This is a genomic window from Paenibacillus sp. T2-29, assembly GCF_052921365.1.
Genome location: NZ_JBREVE010000009.1, coordinates 18,156 through 39,999, shown reverse-complemented (window position 1 = coordinate 39,999; position 21,844 = coordinate 18,156). Strand labels below are relative to the sequence as shown.

Here is a 21,844-nt window from a genome sequence, read left to right as displayed (position 1 = left end):
GGCAGGGTTTATTTTTTTTGTAAAAAAAGAAAACTTTTATTAAATTCCTGCGTTAAAGCATGTGACACATAGTTTACCAAGCGCTGGAATAATAAATCTATAGGTATATTCTTCGATAGAAAGTCTCTGAGTAATCTCTACATTTTAGAGTTTTGGATGTTTAGGCTCGGGCTTGAAGAGGTTAATATATAACTTATGATTATCTAGCATCATACGAAGTTCCGTGCCCACGTGACAACCATTACTAGTTGAAGCGACCGTTTATAGTTAAATTGCATCTAAGGTTTATATCACATCTCTGAGGAAGTCATGAAGGGAGCTGGAACGTTTGAAGATTAAGCAAAGTAGAGTTCTACGTACACGTGTATACTCATGGGCAGCAGGAGTCGCTTTAGCGGCATGGTTGTTGGGTTATAGTGCTGTACCGGCCTATGCATCCGAGGTGTCCGAGGCGTATGCGCCCAAACAAGCCGAGATCGAAACTAGTGCAGCGATTGGCAGTATTAAGGATTCCGAGAGCGCTCACAATTACATTCAGCCCGCTGCAAAGGGCGGGTTCTTAATGCTGAACGTCGAAGACGATACAGAAGCCAGTGTAGTACACGTCACGTATGGCAAGCTGGATAGTTCTCTGGAGACAGTATGGAAACACCAGCAAGACCTGAGCGTACAGCCGGGAACAAGTAGCAGGGGAGTCCAGCGGGAGACGTCGGATGGTGGCTTGCTGTTTCTGCTTGATTATACCCAACCGAACGGAATGCGAGATGTGCAGGCTTCACGATTGGATGCGGATGGAAACCCCCTGTGGTCCAAAACGTTATCCACTGACGGTTTGATATCCTATGGGCAGAATTCTCAGGTAGGATTGGAGCCGCTAGAGGATGGCAGTTTTCTGGTGTCCTCGCTGAACCCTGCGGAGCAGTCCTTCACTGTACTCAAATACACTGAAACTGGCGATATACAATGGAATCGAACGACAAACGGAGTGACCTCGGGTTGGCTGGTCGGCAATCACAATGGATATTATGCGCTATTGAACAGCTCAGATGGTCCCGTGGGGGTACAAGCCGATGTGTATGGTCGCAATATCCGTGATGTCCATCTGGACTTAGGATCAGGTAAAGAAATTGCCGCGGTACATGAGTTGTCTAGCGGTCATATTGCTGTAACAGGGCTTAAAGGAAACAGCAAACGCACCCAGGTGTTAAGTAATGGTCTGCAATTGTTTAGTAACACAGAGGACTACGCGGCTGACCGGGTATATCTGCCCGAGGAGCAGTTGTACGTCCAGTTCAGTGATCAATATGACCCACTGGGTAAAACCACGAAGATGCATGGCATCACTATCACAGGCTTAAAAGGAAACGGTACGAAGGTATGGGAAACGAAGACTCATTATAAGGAAGATAACTCCTTCGGCATCCGATATGATACGGGATTGATATATAAGATACCTTCAGGCTACGCGGTGGTGACATCTACAACAGGCGCTCATAAGCCAATAGTACTCGATTTTGCGAAAATATTGATACCGGAGTAATCCGGTGTCTTTTTTTATTCAATCGAAGAAGTAGGAAGTAGGTATGGCGCTGGTTTATGGCATAAGAAACAGCCTGCTTGTATATAAAATACAAGCAGGCTGTTAATGGACTTAATGTCTAGGATGCAACGTGGCTGGACTGTAAAATGGCGGACAGCTTTTCCTGGAAAGACGGAATGCCTACACGCTGTACATACGCATAAAAGCTTTCGCCAGCAATCCTATTTTCTTTGTAGAACAGAATAAGCTCTGCCAATACAGGACCAACCTGGTCCCCACGTACGCGGCCTTTGAGTGTCTTGTTGAACTGGGCACCAGCTCCAAGCGCCCCGCCAACAGCGATGTCGAACGCGTCAACCATGCCTTCAGGTGTCTTAAGGAGCGAGCCTTGCAGTCCAATATCCGCAATATGCTTTTGACCGCAGGAATTCGGGCAGCCGATAAAATGGATGCGCACCTTTTCATCCAATTGTACGTGCTGATCCAAATACTCGGCAACGTCAACCGCTCGCTTTTTCGTTTCCACAATCGCCAGATTGCAAAATTCATTTCCTGTGCACGATACCGTACGGCTCATAAAATGCTTGGGCTGTGGTGTCAGGCGTTGCAGCACAGGAGCTTTCAGTAGCTCATCTACTTGGTCATCCGGCACACCGCTCAGCAATATATTTTGCGACATCGTGGTACGAATCTGTCCATCGCCGTAGCGATCAGCCAGGTCGGCCAGTTCGTGCAACTCGTTAGCACTGAGGCGACCGACAGGTACGTTCAGACCGACATAGTTCAGACCTTCTTGGGCTTGGGGATGTATACCGTCAAAATAGGCGGCTTGCCACCCAATGGTTTTATCTTCACCTCGTCCTGGCATTTCGCCAGTGTACTCGGTAAGCTTGGCTAGAAATTTGTCCGGGCCCCAATCGGCAATGAGGAATTTCAGACGGGCATGGTGCCGTTTTTCCCGATAGCCATAATCACGGAAGATGGTTGTGACAGCAATAGCAACCTTCAGCACTTCCTCAGGACGGACAAACAAGTCCAGCGGATGTGCCAAATGCGGCTTGGCAGATAATCCACCGCCAACCATCACATGGAAACCAACCACTTCTATTCCGTCAAGGATCTTGGTTGCCGGTGTGAAGGACAGGTCGTTAATTTCAGCCTGTGCATTGTTGTAGGTATTACTGGAGATGGACATTTTGTATTTGCGCGGAAGATTGGAAAAGTCACGATTTAATAAGAAAAAGCGGTTTACTTCATCTACAATCTCCTGAGTATCCACCAGTTCATTAGGATCAATGCCAGCCAGCGGATTGCCGACAATGGTACGCGGGCAGTCCCCACAGGCTTCAAAGGAATACAAACCGACCTTTTCCAATCGTTCGAAAATATCCGGCAAGCTTTCAACGGTCAGCCAGTGAAATTGAATCGCCTGACGGGTGGTGACATCTACGAGACCACGCCCATACAACGCGGAGATGTCCGCTAAGGCACGTGCCTGGGCTGAAGTCATGATCCCTGTGTTGATGCGGACACGCATCATGAAATGGCCATCCTTAGGCTTTTGCTGGTAAACCCCGGCCCATTTGAATCGGTCCATATCGTCCGCAGTGATCGAGTCATAGCCTTTGTGCGCATAGCTTTCAATGATGGTGCGTATAACGTCGAGACCGTCCTTTTCCAGCTTGACTAGCTCAAACTTGTTAAGCTTATCGGGATGAGCGTTCCAGATTGGTTCATAGGCCATCCTTTTAACCTCCTTCAGGTGTCTTATTTATACTTGAGATGTTAGATATAGAACTCACGATTTTATTTTTATTTCCGACAATATAACTAAGATATAATGTGATGGTATCATAGTTGGTTATGCCCGTAAACGAAGGAATGGTCTAAAAGGTATAACGATTTTTTATTGTTTTTGCTTATTTTTTTGATATAAGGATTTGGAAAATTTATAATATAAATAGCATGAGAGGATAGGGATGCAGCAAACGGCGCTTTTTTAGAAAAAGATAGGGCTTAAAGCGATTGTATGCGTGTCCCCTCTATGGTAGATTTGGACTAACTGATAGAACAGGGTCATGTTGGAGAGGAAATGGTGAGTATATGCGTAAGATGGGGAAAAGGGCGGCTGTACTAGCTTTGGGCAGCGCTCTATGTATTTCTGGAACAGCGGGTGCAGCCAGCAGTGGAACTGCATTAAAGGCCAAGGTCATTAATGGCGGAGTCTATGTTAACGTAAGTGATATGAATAAAGCATTAGGAACCAGCGGCGCGTATAACAGCGCAAATGGTACATATACGTTATCGGCCGATCGTGTGCCACAGGTCGTTAAAAATGTTTCTCCTTCTGTAGTCGGCATCATTGGTCGTTCAGCGACAGGAGAGACCGTAGCAGGGGGAGACCGATACAACCTGGCTCACGGCACGGGTGTCATCATTCGGGCAGATGGATGGATTGTTACGAATGCGCATGTTATCGAAGGATTAGGTGATGCCGTAGTTGTAACCTCGGACGGAAAATCTTACGGAATCATCGACAGCTACAGCGATCCGATCAGTGATTTGGCGTTGATTAAAATTAAGGCAAGCGGCCTTAAGCCTGCTACCTTTGCAGCTTCTACGAACAGTTTACAGGTAGGCGAGCAGGTAGTGGCTATCGGTACGCCGATCTCTTTCTCACTTCGTAACTCGGCAACCTCAGGTGTTGTTAGCGGGCTGAACCGTGGTGTCAACGCTGCTTATCGTCTGATCCAAAGTGATACCGCGATCAACCCTGGTAACAGCGGTGGTCCGCTGGTCAACCTCAAGGGCGAGGTCATCGGGATTAATACAATGAAATTCTCAGCGGTCGGAATTGAAAATATGGGTTTTTCGATTCCGGCAGATACAGTAAAATATGTCATCAATCAATTTTTCAAATATGGCGAGGTTCGACGTGCTAGTCTTGGCTTAGGGCTCGAAGAGAGCTGGTCAGCTATCGTCGGATTGCCTACCGAGGATCCCTTGAAAGTCACGAAAATCACTTCAGCCAATGCCGTGCAGGCCAAAATCAAGGAAGGCGATGAGCTGTATAGTATTAACGGCAAGCGTGTAGCCTCTGCCATTGATGTTAATGAGCTGCTTAAAAACTATCAACCAGGGCAAACGATAAGTGTACTTATGCAATCGGACGGTGATATTGTAAAGCGCAAGCTGGTACTGACACAGGATAATGGTGAAATTTATGATTCCATTCAGTCTGGAGAAGATCTTGAGGATTCGAATGAATCAGGAGCTACTGTAGATGACGGCATAGCGCCTTCGAAAGAAGCATCAGATTCAGCTACGGGAAAATGAACGATAACGGCTCATGAATCTATAAAATAAAGCTAAAGGGAGATTTACTGTGAAGCATATGCAAAAAAAAATGATGCGTAAGCTGGGGGTCGGCGCTGTCGCATTGTCCCTTCTGCTTACCGCTTTACCAGCAGTTGCAGCAGATCAAGATAAAAACATATTGGAGTTGCGTCTGCAAAGTGGCAGCAATACAGCCATCGTGAACGGTCAAAATGCGAATATTACAAAGCCCTATTCCAAAAGTGGTGCACTGATGGTTCCGGCTGGTGTGTTTAAAAAGGCATTTAACAGCAAAATTCGCCTAGCTGAAGATAATGTGGTCAAGATCACCAGCGGCACTCACGTCGTATCGCTGACAATTGGTAGTCGTACAGCCTGGGTGAGGGGCCACAAGGTAACACTTCCGGCTCCGCCAGAAATGTCATCAGGGATCCTCATGGTGCCTTTGCGTCAAGTAGCAGAAGGGCTTGGCGGTAAGATGGAGAAGAATGGCGCAGGAATCATCATTCGGATGCAAGCCCAAGAAGAGGTGGGTACGGTAGCTGAAGAAACACCGAACATTGATAATGATGAGGGCAAGACGCAGATCGGGAACAGTTACTACGATTGGTCCATGAACTATCCAACAGGACTCGTCATCGGTCAGGGAGGTGGAGATGAGAGCATTTCCACATTTATGGACGAGAACAGTGCATACTATATGGAAGTACACACAGCAATACAACCGGTTCCATTGAATGCAGACGATCTGCTGCAACAATTGGTGCAGGCAGCTAAGGAAACAGGAGAAACTGTGGTGGATCGAAAATCCTTCCCGAAAGCGAAAGTGCCTTATGCTCGTGTTATTACGAAGGATGGGGACGGCGTACTATGGGAAAATCGTCAGTACTATGACAATGGACGACTGTATGTAATATATTTTTCCGATGCTAAAGCAACGAACTATAAAGATCTGGCCCAGTATGCCGGACTGCTGAACTCCTTTAAAACCTCTTTTAACGCACAGGATAAAAGTATTAAAGACTTGTCCACTGTTGTCGGAGGCACACGCGAGGCCGGGAACCCAGACTATGGTGTGTCACTCAAAATACCGGCAGGCTGGAAAATGGACGACCAGCGAATGCAATATGAAAGCAATGACGGATCAAGCTTCAACATGAAAGTCACCTCAGCTCCTACGGATGGAAAATTGGAGAACTGGGGTCAGCAGCTGCAAAAATGGCTGAGCGATTCATTTGTGTCAACTGCTTATGAGGCACAAAAGACATATCCGCTGGAAGTTGCAGGCGTTCAGGGATTAGTGCAGGAGTACCGCTATAATTTTGGAGATGAATGGGTCAAAGAGTACAATGTGCTGATTCAGCAAAATGGATACCGCTACCTGGCTGAATATGCAGTGCCTGAAATAGTAAGCAAGGGAAATGACCAGTTCAACGCGATCATCTCCTCGCTTCAAATTGATTTTCAAACGGTAGCAAATAACTTTGGACAATTGGAAGAGGATGACTACCTGGCGGACAAAACGAAAACGATTAAAAAGACGTCTAAAGCATATGAATATACAGTGAATATCCCACGCTATTGGACCGCGGTTAGCGATCAATTTGAATTGGGAGATATAGAGTATCAATTTACCGGAGGACGTTTTTCCATCAAAATCGACAACGACCAATCCTTTGAATTAACGGTGTCTCAGCTTAAGGACTTCTATGATAAGCAAGCCAAGAACTATAAAAACCTCAAAGTAGAGGAAGTGAAAGACGTAACGTTTGCTGGAGTTCCAGCAGTGTCCTTTACATTCCACCGTGTAGAGGAAGGTATCGGTTATACAGGTCGCCAAATCGTTTTGGAGCATAACGGCAAAACCTACACCGTGACAACAACATTAAACGATGCGAACAACACAGCGGCACAGTCTAATGCACTAGATTCGACGCTGAATTCGTTTCATTTTGTGAAGTAGAGGGTGTGGGGAAAAGATTAGTGAGTTGTTGTCGGTAGAGGCTACGCGTGCCATTTGTTCCTACGATCGCTGTTGACCCGGGATTCTTGGATTATATAAGGATTGAATAGTAAGCTTTTAAAGAGTGAAGTAAGCAGGGAAGATCGAAGATGTTGTTCTATATAGGAGGAATCTAAAAATAATTACATTAAAGGCAGTCGATAAAAGTAATTGGGAAGAATGTGTTGAGCTTGAACCGAGTCCTGAACAACAAAGATTTATGGTATCTAATCTTTACTCAATTGCCGAATGTCAGTTTTTAGATGGATTTTTATCTAAAGCAATTTATAATGATGACGTATTGATTGGCTTTACGATGTTTGGTTTAGACCCGGATGACGGAAACTACTGGGTTTACCGATTTATGATTGACGAAAGATTTCAAGGTCGAGGTCATGGTTACCATGCAATGTTGCTGGTTATCGACGAAATCAGGAAAGCCAGTGGTCGGACTGATGTTATCATGATTGGATATAAACCAGACAATGAACTAGCTAGAAAGCTATACAGAAAATCTGGTTTCAGGGAGGAAGGAATATCACCCTGGGGAGAAATGCTTGCGAAGTATAGGTTTGCTTAGTTAATGATATGATGACGCACCTCCAAAGCACCGCTGACCGGGATTGGAGGTGTTTTTGTGCTTTTAGTATTATATTTTTAAAGGAATCGCTTGGAAAGTGTAGAAGCTTGGGGCGCAGTCTGGTACACTAGATTAGTTACAAGATAAGAATGATTTCTGCCGCAGATGTTTGTGATGCGGATTTTTTGAGTTGGATGCGATTCATGCGGAGGACCGATGGTTCGGTGTGTGAATGATCGGACAAGATGATAGAGACAGATAGGACTTAATAATATGATTCTTAGTAAGTTTCCATCCCCCTGACTGAACATAACCAGCTTTGGATGAGTGGATGGAACGTTCTTGAGATGACCAAGTAAGCAGCATAGCTGCCCTGAAAACAACGAGATTCAATGAGGGGTCATTCGTTTTCAGCATATAGGGAGGGCAATAATGAAATCAGCAGTACGAAGAGAAGATGTCGAGCTTCTGGCACCAGCAGGTGACTGGGATTGTATGCGTGCAGCGGTAGCGAACGGAGCCGATGCGATCTTTTTTGGGGTGGAAAAATTCAACGCACGAGCACGGGCGAATAATTTTCGCATGGATGAACTGCCCGAGATTATGGCTTTTTTGCATAGCTACGGGGTTAAGGGCTTTTTGACATTCAATATACTGGTATTTGAAAACGAGCTGGAGGACGCTAAAGAGCTGGTTGATGCCTGTATTGATGCCGGAGTCGATGCCCTAATTGTTCAGGATATGGGTTTGGTGAAAATGATCCGCGACATTTCACTGGATTTCCCGATCCATGGTTCTACCCAAATGACGATTACCTCGCCGGAGGCTGTAGAATTCACAAAGCCGTACAACATGGAACGGGTTGTGCTGGGTCGTGAAAATAATCTAAAACAGATTCAAAAAATTGGCGATCAAGCGAGACTTCCGATGGAAATATTCGTGCATGGAGCGTTATGCGTATCTTATTCAGGCCAATGCCTGACTTCAGAAATGTGGGGCGGACGCTCTGCAAACCGTGGTGAGTGTGCACAGGCATGCCGTTTGCCTTACGATTTGATGGTGGATGGAGAGCAAAAGCCGATGGCCGATGTGACATACCTACTATCCCCCAAGGATTTGGCGGCCATTGATTTGATGCCAGAACTGATTGATGCCGGGGTGGTTTCCTTTAAAATTGAAGGGCGACTGAAAACGCCTGAATATGTAGCGAATGTGGTTAGCAAATATCGCAAGGCCATTGACAAGTATTTTGATGGCGATACGTCCAAGACGAGCAAAGAAGATATCCGCGAGCTGCAGCAGAGCTTTTCACGCGGCTTTACGCACGGTTTTCTGGAAGGAACGAATAACAAAAAGCTGGTGGACGGTACGTTCCCGAAAAGCCGGGGCGTGTACCTGGGCCGAGTGGAACAAATCCTTCGTGATGGGGTAGTATGCCGCATCGATGCCCCGCTCAAGCGTGGCGATGGTATTGTATTTGATGCAGGAGATCCTACGCAAAAAGAAGAAGGCGGACGCGTATACGATATCCGCCGCAAGGGCGTGAAGATTGAAGGTGAAGCTGGAGAAGGCTGGATTGTTGACATCGTAGCAGGACGCAACGATGTGGATCTGCGTCGTGTGCACGTAGGCGACCGTATTTGGAAGACCAACGACCCGGCGCTGGACAAGCGTCTGCGCCAGTCGTACGAAACCGAAAAGCCGTACCGAGTTTTCCCGGTACATGTGCGGGTCAGTGGCTCCCCAGGACAGCCGCTTTCAACGTGGTGGACCGATGTGCAGAAGGGCACAACGGTTCGCGTGGACTCCGAGCTGGAGCTTGAAATTGCCCAGAAGCGTCCGATGACGCACGAACTGCTCGAAGAGCAATTCGGCCGACTGGGCGGAACAGTGTTCCAGTTGGAAGAGCTGGACGTCCATCTGCATGGAGACGTCATCGTGCCTATGCGCGAGCTGAACAGCATCCGCCGCCAGGCGGTGGAACTGCTCGCGGGCGAGCGCCCCAAACCACCCGTATACACGAAACGGGCGGTAGAGGTGTATGGCGATGCCTCGGCTCCGGCATCGTCTGTGGCACGCGGTCAGGCAGAGCTGACCGCGCTGTGCCGCAGCCTCCCTCAGGTGGAGGCTGCGCTTGAGGCCGGCGTGGAGTTCATCTACGCCGACTTCGAGTTCATCAAGCAATTCCCGGCAGCTGTAGAGGCTGTGCACGGCGCTGGGCGCCGAATTGCGTTGGTGACTCCGCGTATTCACATGCCGGGCGAAAATGGATATCACAACAATATCCTGCGCCTGAAACCGGATGCTGTGCTGGTACGCAATCCGGGAGCCTTGTATTTTTACATGCGTCATCGCTTGGAGAACCCGGATGCACATCATCCGCAATTGATTGGCGACTTCTCGCTAAATATTGCCAACCATAAAGCGGCTGATCTGTTCCTGGATTCCGGCTGTGACTTGGTGACACCGTCATATGACCTGAACATCCAACAGATGGTCGATATGCTGGGACGTACACGTACCGACAAGCTGGAGATCGTCATCCAGCAGCATTTGCCGATGTTCCATACCGAACACTGCGTATATTGTACCTTTATGAGTGAAGGCACAGACTACACTAACTGTGGTCGTCCGTGTGAGGATCATCGCGCATCCCTACGTGATCGTATTGGGATGTCTCACCCGGTTCGCGTGGACGAAGGATGCCGTAATACAGTGTATAACGCGATTGAGCAATCAGGCGCGGAATACCTGTCTAACTTCCTAGAATTAGGCGTATCCCGTTACCGCGTGGAATTTTTGGAGGAGACACCAGAGCAAGTTCATGAGGTTATTGATCTCTATAACCGTGCCTTGCGCGGTGAAATCAGCGGAACACAAGTATGGAAGACGCTGAAAGCGACGAATCAGCTAGGGGTTACACGTGGGCAACTGGTAAAATAAACAACTGTATATTTGTTCAGGAGCCAAATAGATTTTAGAAGCATAATATAATCATATAGTAAGTAGAGATTGAAGACATGTTCTCTTTAAGGGAAGATGTCTTCTTCTTTAACCTATTAAATTTATCCATCTACCTGTTATAATCATAGACAGTATACCTAACCGTTATATTGAAGACAAAGGAGTTTAACCTATGAGAATCCGTAAAGCAATTATCCCTGCTGCGGGATTAGGGACCCGTTTTCTTCCTGCTACGAAAGCGATGCCGAAAGAAATGCTTCCAATCATAGACAAACCAACGATTCAATTTATTATCGAAGAGGCCGTAGCATCAGGTATTGAGGATATCATTATCGTTACTGGTAAAGGAAAAAGGGCGATTGAGGACCACTTTGATTACTCATTCGAGTTGGAGTATAATTTGACCTCGAAGGAAAAATGGAACCTGCTCAATGAAGTGCGTAAACCATCAGAGATGGCAGATATCCACTATATTCGTCAAAAGGAGCCTAAAGGGCTGGGGCATGCCATCTGGTGTGCACGTAAGTTCATCGGTGACGAACCCTTTGCTGTCCTTTTGGGTGATGACATCGTAGAGTCTGAGAATCCATGTCTCAAACAGATGATTGACGTGTTCGATGAGTATCAGCGTTCTGTTGTAGGTGTAAAACAAGTCGATTGGAACGAGGTGCATCGTTACGGGATTGTTGAAGGCCATGCACTTACTTCCAAAATCTCTGAGGCGGAACGATTGGTAGAAAAGCCAAAGAAGGAAGAGGCTAAATCCAATTTGGCGATCATGGGACGTTATATCTTGACACCCGATATTTTCGATATTCTGGGTCAACAATCTGTGGGAGTAGGCGGGGAGATTCAGTTGACGGATGCATTGTCCAAGCTGGGAGAAAAGAGCCCTATTCTGGCTTATGAATTTGATGGCAATCGCCATGACGTTGGCGAGAAGCTGGGATTCATTGAAACGACCATTCATTATGCTCTACAGCATAACGAGATTAAGGATGAAGTATTGGCTTATATGAGACAGGTTATTGAAGAGATTGACCAACCCAAATAAACATCTCGCTAAACCCAACTATGCTTCCTTAATATAAGAAAGAGACTACCGGATGATATAACGTCATCTGTTAGTCTCTTTTTATTAACTATTTCTCCGATTTCAACTGAGCAATTTGCTCTCTTTCCTTCGGATCAGCCTTAATCAGCTTATCGTACAAAGCTTTGTCATCTTGTCCCTGCTGTTGCAGAGCGACGATATAATAGCGAGCGACCTCACGATTTGTAGCATCACTCAGGTCGTCTTTCAAGCCGCTTTTGAGGATGCTTGCAGCCTCAGCAGGCTTACCTGACATGAACTCTATTTTACCAGTACTGAGCGCAATGCTTGGAGTCAATTCAAAAATACGTGTCAACTCAATTTCAGGTGGAATCGTCTTAAGGTAAGCTACCCCATCCAGAACTTGCTGATAAGCAGCAAGACCTGCTTGGAAATACCTCTGTTCCTTGGCTGTGTCTTTAGCCAATCGAGCTTCATTGCCAAACTCAAACGCTTGGGTAATCAGCAAATTGTACCAATCCAGATCCCAGTTGAAGTTAGCACGGTTATCTTCCAAAATGGCAAATGCCTTGTCATTATTTCCTCTTGCCTGCTCAAGGCGCATTTTTATGAACAGCATGTTTTTATTGTACGGCTCTGCCTGTAGACCTAGATCAACAACGGCAAGACCGCCAGCATAGAACTCTTCACGTTTGGTCTGCTGATATACCTGATAATACATACGAGACAGACCAATAATTGAGTCATTGTGAGTTGGTCGCAAATTCAAATCTTTATTGTAAGCAGCTTGCCTTTGTTCAAAAGAATTGCTGCTTTCCAACGCCTTAGCTTCTTTGGCAGCATTGCTAGCTTGTACAAAGCGCAACCCTACAAAAATAAGTACAATACTGAGAACACCAATGACGATACTATAAATCGGACGGAAACTTGAAGGCTTTAACGCTAAGTGTTTTACACGTTGTGTATCCATTGATGCTGCCATCCCGCCGAGGCCTATAAATACGAGTATGCCCATGAATACATAACTCATATTAAAGTCCAATAGACTATGGAGCAAAATGGACATCGCCAAGATCAGGTAAAGGAAGTGGCTATCCCGGTTTTCCTCGTCATTCTTGATGTAACCTTTAATGTATTTATAGAAAATATAAAAGATAAAAGCCATAAAAATGATAAATCCTACAATACCAACCTCTACTAGATATTGCATGAAAAAGTTATGTGCCTGTGCGCTTGTGTAGTTATAGTCTTGATATTTTCCATACAGCGTAGCCCAACCGCCGCCACCTGCACCAATCAACGGATAGTCAGCAATCAGCTTAGAAGCATCACGGTAAAAAGTTATACGTTCCAGCACACTATGCTGTCGGAAGTTGATATTTTCAAGACGTGTCTCCACATTGGCTGGTAGAAAACTTCGTAATCCTGTACCAATGAGTAGGAATGCAACTATACCAATTACGATTACAGAGCCAACAGGTAGCCATAGATTAGAGAATTTACGTGAAGCTAGACCTTGCATTCCTTTTTCCAAACGAGATCCCAGATAGGTTTGTATAAGCCATAAAACAACTGTAGTCACCAAGGAAGCTCCAAGAAGTAGTCCCCAGCCCTTAGCTGCCAAAGCGCCGTTGTAGGCCTGATTCAGTTGTAGTCCCCAATTTGAAATGGGACTCAAAATAGCAAGTGAAACAACAACCGAAATTGTGCAATGTAGTATCCACAAAATTTGACGTGCAGGTTTAAGAAATAAAAGTAATAGAACAAATACTACTGGCAGCATCACAAGACCACCACGTGAAAGGGTCAGGAACAGAGATACTATAATAGGCACCAGCATAAAGGCGTGAGTCGCTTTTCCATACCAAGTCTTTGATTTCATTAAGCAAAAAACGGCTGCAAACAAAAACGCCATCAAAAATGCAGCATACGTATTCGCGTACTGGAAAACTGCTGTTAGACGTGAACCGTTAGAGTCTGTCATAACAGCATCAATGTAGCGATTGTTAAAAACCCAAGTAGAGAACCAACCCACCAAGCGTCCGGCCAATACCCACTGCCCAAACCAGTTAATGAATCCGAAGCCTATAATAAGGTAGGCTATGGTCATAATGGCAGTCTGGATGATACGGTTGCTCAACCGATCTCGTAAGGCGTACAATATAATGATGAATAACGAGGCATAGATGCACTGCACTACGACCATATTCATCGCGAGATAATGAGAAGCAGCGGAAATCAATGATAATACGTATGTCAGCGGGAGCAACATAACAAGTACTGCCAGCCAGTCTCTTTGATCTTCCAATTTGAATTTCTTATAATAGGTTGCAATTCCCAAAATCAATAGAATCATGCTAATGGTCAAAGCCCAATACAGAGGCTTCTCAAACTCTAGCATTTGTCCGTTAAAGAGTGCAGCCTGAAAGGGGGCCCAAGCTAAGAACAGAATAATGCCAACAATTAACACCCAAAATATAACCGGCCTTTTATCGCCACGGGTCGACGTTTTGGCCTGTTTCCCGTATACTGGATTCGACAAGGTTTACAATCTCCTTTTCTTATAGATACGTCAACATTTTAGCATAGAGAAAATGAGTTAACCAGTTGTTCAAAGTACTTTTGTTATTATATTCAAAAAGATAAACTTATTTGTAGTATATATTCGAAAAAAAGGAGAAGTTTTATGAAAGTTATAGTAACTGGAGGAGCAGGATTTATTGGCTCTAACATCGTGGATTTACTTGTGAAACACAATCATAAGGTTGCAATTATTGATAACCTTTCTACAGGTAAGCGAGAAAATATAAATTCTTTTGCTGAATTCTTCGAAGCTGATATTCGTGATACTAATAGTTTGGACTATATTTTTTCAAATGTAGAGCCAGAAATTGTCATTCATCACGCTGCTCAAATAAGTGTGCAAGAATCATTTAGAGATCCGTACTTAGATGCACAAATAAATATAAACGGGACAATTAATATTTTAAATCAATGTGTTTCTCACAATGTTAGGAAAATTATATATGCCTCTTCTGCTGCAGTATACGGAGTGCCTCAATATGTAAGTATTAACGAGCAACATCCTGTTTCTCCCATTTCTTTTTATGGGATTTCTAAGTATGCACCTGAAGAGTATATAAAACTGTATTCTGTTTCTTATGGCTTAAAGCATACAATTTTACGGTATGCAAATGTATATGGGATAAGACAGGACCCTAAAGGTGAAGGTGGAGTCATTTCAATTTTCTTGAATCAGTTGCTACAGAAGCACGTACCTGTGATATATGGAAGTGGAGAGCAAACTAGGGATTTTGTCTACGTTAAGGATATCGCCTTGGCAAACCTAGCTGCTTTAACTACGGCCCACAATGAAGTTTTAAATATAAGTACTGATAGAGAAGTAACAATAAATGAACTTTATAATATAATAGCTTCTTTATTAGAGTCCAGTATCCGACCTGAATATCGTAATGAAAGAACGGGTGATATTCTGAGAAGTGCTTTGACTAACCAAAAAGCGGCTGAACTTTTGAATTGGATCCCGAGACATACTTTGGAAGAAGGGCTAGCATTAACCTTGGATTACTATCAGAAGGAGTTATCAAATGGCGGCAAGAACTAGCATTATTAAACCTCAACTAAAACTTATATTTGAGCTAGCTAAAAATGATTTTAAAACTAGATACGCAGGATCCTATCTTGGGATGTTTTGGGCTTTTATTCAACCTTTCATGACTATAGCAGTGTACTGGTTCGTCTTTGAAGTTGGATTTCGTTCTGGTAGTAGACCCGATGGAACCCCGTTTATTTTATGGCTCACTTGTGGAATGATTCCGTGGTTCTTTTTTTCAGAAGCTCTACTTACTTCTTCAAATAGTTTTCCAGAGTATAGTTATTTAGTGAAGAAGGTCTCGTTCCGTATTGGCTTTCTTCCGATTGTTAAGATAGTATCTTCGTTTTTTATTCATTTATTCTTTTTGTTGTTTCTTATTGTTATACTTTTTTATTTTGGCTATAACCCAGATATTGTTTATATACAGGTATTTTATTATTTGTTTTGTTTATTTTATTTATTAATTGGAATAACGCTTATTACGTCTTCTCTAGTTGTTTTTATGAAAGACGCATTGCAAGTTTTGGGGATTTTCGTTCAGATTGGATTTTGGTTGATTCCGATTGTCTGGTCACCTGAAATTATCTCAGATAAGCTCATTAAATGGTTTAAGCTTAATCCGGTATACTACATTGTTGAGGGTTATCGCGATACTTTTATACATCATGTTTGGTTTTGGCACCGATATAATCAAACTGCATATTTCTGGATTATTTCTACATTTATTATGCTTTTAGGCATATATTTATTTAAAAAGTTAAAGCCTCATTTTGCGGATGTGCTATAAGTTGTGGAGGTTATTATGGAAGAAATAGCTATAGAATTAAAAAGAATATATAAAAAGTATAAGTTGTATTCAAAACCGACTGACAGGATTAAGGAAGCTGTGAATATTTTTGGAGGGTCCTATCATACTGATTTTTTTGCTTTGAAAGATGTATCTCTGAACGTTAAGAAGGGGGAGACATTAGGTATCATAGGAAAGAATGGTTCTGGTAAATCCACACTTTTAAAAATAATTACTGGGGTTTTGACACAAACTGATGGTGATAGACTAGTTAATGGTCAGATTTCAGCACTTTTAGAGCTTGGAACTGGATTTAACCCCGAATATACTGGAATAGAGAACATTTATCTAAATGGAACAATGCGTGGCTTTTCGAAAGAAGAAATGAATAGTAAATTGGAACAGATTATTGAGTTTGCTGATATTGGGGAGTTTATCCACCAACCAGTTAAGACTTACTCAAGTGGTATGTTTGCCCGGTTGGCATTTTCAGTAATGATCAGTTTTAAGCCAGAGATTCTTATAGTTGACGAAGCATTATCGGTAGGAGATGTCTTTTTCCAGCAGAAATGCAATCGATATATGAAAGAGGAAATGTCAGATATCACAAAATTGCTCGTGACACATGATCTCAGTTCTATTGCTAATATGGCAGATAGAGTTATTGTTCTTTCAAATGGGGAGATTGTATTTGAGGGGGATCCCTTGAAAGGGATTGAATACTACACTAAATCCGTACATTCTGAGGTATTTCGAGCTAATTCGGAAACAAATTCTCTCACTTTGGAATTAGATAAAGAAACAAGTATCCCTTTAGATTGGATACCTGTTAATGAAGAGTCATTGGGTGGAGCACAAGAAGTCATAATTAAAGCTCTGAACTTCAGTGTGAATAGCGAAAAGTATAAAGGATATATTTCAGCAAATGATCTAGTTGAGATTGATATGTTGATAGAAGCTCATAAGACAACAGATGAATTGATCGTTGGTTATCTTGTGAATGATAAGTATGGAAATGCTATTTTTGGAGAAAATACAACCGGTTCAAATATATTTTCAGGTTCTGTAACAAAAGGTAAGTCTTATCTTGTCAAGTTACAGTTTAGATGGCCTGAGATTCAAGAAAACGAGTATTTCGTGACTCTTGGTTTGGGTGAGGGGTTTCATGAGATGCAACATACTATACAATGCTGGGCCCATAATGTCATTCAACTCAAAAATATTGTATTCACTTCAATCCATGCGATCTTTAATAATAGAATTGAGCATGTTGCAATTGAAGAATTATAAGGAGAGATCGATTTGAATAAATGGGATATTAGTACGCCAACATTCGAATCCGACCAGATCAACGAGAAGTTGAAAGTGGCCCCATGGGAAGGTCATCGTTGGTTTGCATACGATTATATTAACTTTATTGAACCAAATACAATTGTAGAGCTGGGAACCCATTATGGATGTTCATTTTTTTCATTCTGTCAGGCTGTTAAGGATTTCAACTTAAACACAAAGCTTATTGCTATAGATACTTGGGCTGGAGATGAGCAGGCTGGGTATTATGACGAAGAGGTATACCGTACTGTGAAAAGTACAGTTACGGCTCATTTTAGTCATTTAAATATTGACTTGAAAAGGATGACGTTTGATAATGCATTATCTGAAGTGAATGAGGGCACAGCTGATTTAATCCACATAGATGGTCTACACACCTATGAAGCGGTGAAGCATGATTTTGAGACATGGCTACCTAAGTTGTCTAAAGACGGTGTTATCTTCTTTCATGATGTTTTTAGTCCTCTTGAGTATGGTTCAAATGTTTTCTGGAGTGAAGTAAAGCAAAAATATTCTTACTTGGAGTTTAAACACAGTTGGGGGTTGGGGATTCTATTTCCTAAGGGAGATAAAGTATATAATTTACTACTTGATCAAAATATTGAGGACAAGATAAATCTGTATACTTATAAGGCTCTATATTCATTTGAGCAAATAAAAACAAATGATCTCTCTTTGATGGTTGAAGAACGTGATAAAATAATAAACGACAACTCACGGATGATTGCTGAAAGAGATGAGGCAATAAAAAGCAATGGGATGATGATATCAGAGCGTGATAAAACGATTAGAAGTAACGAAATGATGATATCAGAACGTGATGAAGTCATAAAGAAGAATGAGAGTTTGATTTATGAACGGGATGTTGCCTTGGAAGCGACTGAAGGTTTGGTGAAGGAACGTGATCAATTAATACGTAATATGGAAAAGATGATTGAGGAAAGAGATCAGTTATGTAATCAGTACCAAAATGAAATTCAAAACTTAAGGGCGGATATTGTGGACTTGTGTAAGAGAATAGAGCTCTTAGAAACTAAAGTTAACTATTACGAAAGTAAGAAAATAATTTTCAATTTCAGAAACAAAGCGGATTAAGGAGCCTACATGGAAAATTTAATTCATACGGTACTGGAAAAAAATAAAAAAGTAGCTTTCTTTGATGTGTTTGATACAATAATTTTCCGTCATGTAGAACCAGAATATGTGAAGAAAATATGGGCTAAACGAGTTAGTATTTATTTTGGAGATTCAATTGATTATGAAGAATTATATAGATTGAGAAATAATATGGAAGCCGAAATGTGTAAAAATAATGCGAATTCAGGTTTTGACATGGAATTTAACTACTCCAATTTGCTATCCTCGATGTATGTAGTTCTGATTAATAAAGGACTTTTGAATAATGATATCGATAAGGATACATTTATTTCTATATGTGAAAAAATTGAAATTGAAACAGAAATGGCAGTTCAGTACATTGATCCTAAATGGCTCGAAGTAGTAGCTCAGTTACTTAAGCACAATATTAAAATTTATTGTGTTTCGGATTTTTATCTCTCGCAAAAGTTAATAGCTGAGTTATTTGCTAAACATGGAATTCTTCAGTATATTAATGAGATTTATGTATCCAGTGAGTATTTGCTGACTAAGAAAAGCGGTAAACTATTCACAAAAATAATTGGTGATAATAACTTTAATCCCTCAGACATCATTATGGTAGGCGATAATGAACACTCAGATTACAAAGTGCCGCTTTCTCAGGGTATTGATGCTTATTATATAGATAGGAAACAACAGCATGCTTTTTACAGTGAATTTCGTAAGCGGGTTGAAAGCGAGACTCATTATGCGAATGAGTTAACCGCGATGGCAAGGGATATGTCGCATGTGGGGAGATTTTTAGAAATATCCTGTTCTTTGTTTTTTTATATTGTTATGCTTCACAAGTCTTTAATAAAAAATGGCGTGAAAAATGTATTCTTTTTGTCAAGAGAAGGAGAATTCCTGTTAAAGTTATTTAACCTATATCAGGAAAAAGAGGGATACAAAGATGCTTTTTATGTAAAGCCTCATTACTTGAAAGTGTCTAGAAAATCTACATTTTTACCGAGCTTACTACCTCTTGACAGTGAAAAGTTTGAGATTTTGTTTAGACAATATATTCATATTTCGTTATACGATTTTTTGTCAAGTTTAAGTTTTGAGGAAAAAGTAATAGAGGAAATTTCTCATAAACTTAATATAGATGCCAAGTTGAAAATTGAAAATTTTCCTAGTAGTAAGATTTTTATGGATTTAAGAAATGATTCGACGTTTATTGAAAAATATGAAGAATCAAGGCTTCAGCAACGAGATAATTTTTACAGTTATATAGAGAATTTCCCTGTCAATATAAAAAAACAGGGTTTTCATTTAGTTGATGTGGGTTGGAAGGGCACTATACAAGATAATATATATAGAATATACAACGAAAACGTATCAGTACATGGATACTATTTAGGGTTAATTGCCTCAGGGGATACTCGTGAAAATAATAAAAAGCAGGGACTCCTATTCTCTTCTGTTCCTTATAGAACTCCTTATTTTAATGTATACAATGAAAACAGAGCATTATACGAAATAGTGTTGGGTGCTTCTCATGGAAGTGCTAATAAATATATTCGTGATGATTATAATCATAGGATTGAAGTCGAAACCGTCCAAACAGATATGGAAAAGAAATTATTCGATGAGGTAATAAGCCCATTACAGAGCCAAATATATGATTTTTTTGAGAGATTGTGTAATCTTTTCTGCAATAGAAGTGTAAAACTTGAATATTACACTGAACAAATTGCTAAAATTCATTCTAGAATGGTCTTATTTCCAACAAAAGCGGAGATAAATTTCTTTAATGGTCTGTATCATTATGAGAATTTTGGGGTATTCAAGTATTCTACTTTTAGTACAAAAAATAAGTTTGACTTAATCAAAACGATTAAAAATACTTTTATATTGACACGAAACCCGAGAGCTATTCTTGAAAAGGGCTTTTGGGGACCAATAACACTTAGTAGTCATGGACTTGGCTATTTAGTGCCTATTTATGGACGTTACAAATATAATAAAAGTTTTAAAAGTGGAAGTAATCATCAAATTGGCACGGTCGTTTCCGCAAACGATAGGCAGCTTGTGGAAGAGCTTAAAAGGTCATTAGATGAAAAAGATAGGACCATTTTAGACCTGATGCAAATGATAGATGATCGAGATGAAGCAATGAAAAAAATGACACAAATGATAGATGATCGAGATGCTGCAATTAAAAGTATGACACAAATGATTGATGAAAGAGATGAGGTTATAGAAAAGTTATCAAAATCAAAACATGATTAGGGGAAGAAGAAAATGAAATGGGCTTTCTTATTAGGATCTCCTGATATTAGTGGAGGTTCGTATGTAATTTTTGAACATGCAATAAGAGCAACCAAAAAAGGTGTACTTGTAACAATTATTACTGAAGAAGAAGTTAATATGGAGAGATTACATTGGCATCCTGAAGCTAGGTCTTTAATTTGGAAAACATACAAAGAAGTCGAAAATGATAAATTTGATGTATGTATTGCAACTTGGTGGAGAACTGTTTACGAACTATATCGAGTGACCGCAGAAACATATGCTTATTTTGTTCAGTCTATTGAATCAAGATTTTATGATGAGAATGAGAGATCACTACGGCACTTGGTAGACTCTACCTATCAGCTTCCCTTGCACATAATTACCGAAGCAAAATGGATACAAAAGCATTTAAATGAACACTTTAATAAAGACGCAAAATTAGTGCCCAATGGTATTAGAAAAGATATTTATTCGATTGAAGGTGTTAGACATCAGGCAAGAGAAGAGGGGAAACTTAGGGTTTTAGTAGAAGGGCCAATAGACGTGTCTTTCAAGAATGTTCCAAAAACGATAGAAATCTGCAAACAATCTGACGCTGATGAAGTTTGGTTATTAACTTCAAGTCCGATAAGTTCTTACCCTGGAGTAGACAAAGTATTCTCCCAAGTTCCTATTTTTGAAACAGCTCAAATTTACAGATCTTGTGATGTTATTATCAAACTTAGTTATGTGGAAGGAATGTTTGGTCCTCCTCTCGAGATGTTCCATTGTGGTGGTACCTCGATAACATATAATGTTACAGGCCATGATGAATATATTGTTTCAGATCAGAATGCTTTGGTCGCTGCAAAAGATGATGACAAAGCTGTTTTGAATTTTATAAATAGCTTAAAGCATTCTCCTACTTTATTAAGAGATTTGAAGGATAAAGCTATAGATACTGCTAACAATTGGCCAGGTTGGGACGAATCATCTGAACAATTCTATAAAGCTGTAAAATCAATTTGTGAGGATAATAGTCTTTTTGTTCACAACTCGAAAGATATCATAGAAAAGAAAAGTAAATTTTATTTTCAATGGTATGTGATAGCGGAGGATAATAAAAATGCGATTACTAAACAAACTGCTACACAAAAAATATATGAGAATACAAAATCTTTTTTACGCAGACATTTTCCTGAAGTCTTTGGCTTTTTTAGAAAAATAAAATACAAATTGATAATTAGAAAAATAATTAAATGATATCAATTTTGGTTAA

Annotated in this window: 14 protein-coding genes; 12 read left to right on the top strand and 2 right to left on the bottom strand. The window is 41.4% G+C overall.

What is annotated here, in order from left to right:
- Nucleotides 1–328 precede the first annotated feature (328 nt).
- Nucleotides 329–1,540, top strand: coding sequence for a hypothetical protein (locus ACU1JV_RS21195; RefSeq protein ID WP_016324774.1), 1,212 nt, complete (start codon nt 329–331; stop codon nt 1,538–1,540).
- 118 nt (nt 1,541–1,658) lie between these two features.
- Here ACU1JV_RS21195 and ACU1JV_RS21190 read toward each other — a convergent pair whose 3' ends face one another.
- Nucleotides 1,659–3,284 carry a nitrite/sulfite reductase gene (locus tag ACU1JV_RS21190; RefSeq protein ID WP_413987087.1) on the bottom strand — a complete coding sequence of 542 codons (1,626 nt, stop codon included), beginning with the start codon at nt 3,282–3,284 and terminating at the stop codon, nt 1,659–1,661.
- Between the two features lie 359 nt (nt 3,285–3,643).
- Between ACU1JV_RS21190 and ACU1JV_RS21185 the strand changes: the two genes are divergently transcribed.
- The 5 genes from ACU1JV_RS21185 to galU all read left to right on the top strand — a co-directional run bounded on the left by ACU1JV_RS21185 (nt 3,644) and on the right by galU (nt 11,476).
- Nucleotides 3,644–4,876 (top strand): S1C family serine protease, encoded by a 1,233-nt coding sequence (locus ACU1JV_RS21185; protein ID WP_337683085.1) that lies wholly within the window; start codon nt 3,644–3,646, stop codon nt 4,874–4,876.
- A 49-nt stretch (nt 4,877–4,925) separates the two neighbouring features.
- Nucleotides 4,926–6,839, top strand: a complete 1,914-nt coding sequence (locus ACU1JV_RS21180; protein ID WP_413987086.1) for a stalk domain-containing protein — start codon at nt 4,926–4,928, stop codon at nt 6,837–6,839.
- A 178-nt stretch (nt 6,840–7,017) separates the two neighbouring features.
- Entirely contained in the window at nt 7,018–7,458 is a 441-nt protein-coding gene (locus ACU1JV_RS21175) for a GNAT family N-acetyltransferase (protein WP_413987518.1), read from the top strand.
- A gap of 432 nt (nt 7,459–7,890) precedes the next feature.
- On the top strand, nt 7,891–10,401 hold the full coding sequence (locus tag ACU1JV_RS21170; protein ID WP_413987085.1) for a U32 family peptidase: 2,511 nt from the start codon (nt 7,891–7,893) through the stop codon (nt 10,399–10,401).
- A gap of 193 nt (nt 10,402–10,594) precedes the next feature.
- Nucleotides 10,595–11,476, top strand: coding sequence for a UTP--glucose-1-phosphate uridylyltransferase GalU (gene galU, locus ACU1JV_RS21165; RefSeq protein ID WP_165079708.1), 882 nt, complete (start codon nt 10,595–10,597; stop codon nt 11,474–11,476).
- Nucleotides 11,477–11,564: 88 nt separating this feature from the next.
- Here galU and ACU1JV_RS21160 read toward each other — a convergent pair whose 3' ends face one another.
- Nucleotides 11,565–14,018: an O-antigen ligase family protein gene (locus ACU1JV_RS21160; RefSeq protein ID WP_165079707.1), complete on the bottom strand. Its 2,454-nt coding sequence runs from the start codon at nt 14,016–14,018 to the stop codon at nt 11,565–11,567.
- Nucleotides 14,019–14,162: 144 nt separating this feature from the next.
- Between ACU1JV_RS21160 and ACU1JV_RS21155 the strand changes: the two genes are divergently transcribed.
- From ACU1JV_RS21155 to ACU1JV_RS21130, 6 genes are read left to right on the top strand one after another with little or no spacing between them, the layout of a single operon-like run.
- Nucleotides 14,163–15,101, top strand: coding sequence for an NAD-dependent epimerase/dehydratase family protein (locus tag ACU1JV_RS21155; protein ID WP_058830167.1), 939 nt, complete (start codon nt 14,163–14,165; stop codon nt 15,099–15,101).
- Nucleotides 15,085–15,879 carry an ABC transporter permease gene (locus ACU1JV_RS21150; RefSeq protein ID WP_058830166.1) on the top strand — a complete coding sequence of 265 codons (795 nt, stop codon included), beginning with the start codon at nt 15,085–15,087 and terminating at the stop codon, nt 15,877–15,879. Before ACU1JV_RS21155 ends, ACU1JV_RS21150 begins: the two co-directional genes overlap by 17 nt.
- Nucleotides 15,880–15,894: 15 nt before the next feature.
- Nucleotides 15,895–17,169, top strand: a complete 1,275-nt coding sequence (locus ACU1JV_RS21145) for an ABC transporter ATP-binding protein (RefSeq protein ID WP_058830165.1) — start codon at nt 15,895–15,897, stop codon at nt 17,167–17,169.
- A gap of 12 nt (nt 17,170–17,181) precedes the next feature.
- Entirely contained in the window at nt 17,182–18,306 is a 1,125-nt protein-coding gene (locus ACU1JV_RS21140) for a class I SAM-dependent methyltransferase (RefSeq protein ID WP_081317874.1), read from the top strand.
- Nucleotides 18,307–18,315: 9 nt separating this feature from the next.
- Nucleotides 18,316–20,583, top strand: coding sequence for an HAD hydrolase-like protein (locus tag ACU1JV_RS21135; protein ID WP_058830164.1), 2,268 nt, complete (start codon nt 18,316–18,318; stop codon nt 20,581–20,583).
- Between the two features lie 12 nt (nt 20,584–20,595).
- Entirely contained in the window at nt 20,596–21,828 is a 1,233-nt protein-coding gene (locus tag ACU1JV_RS21130) for a glycosyltransferase (protein ID WP_058830163.1), read from the top strand.
- Nucleotides 21,829–21,844: the final 16 nt, after the last annotated feature.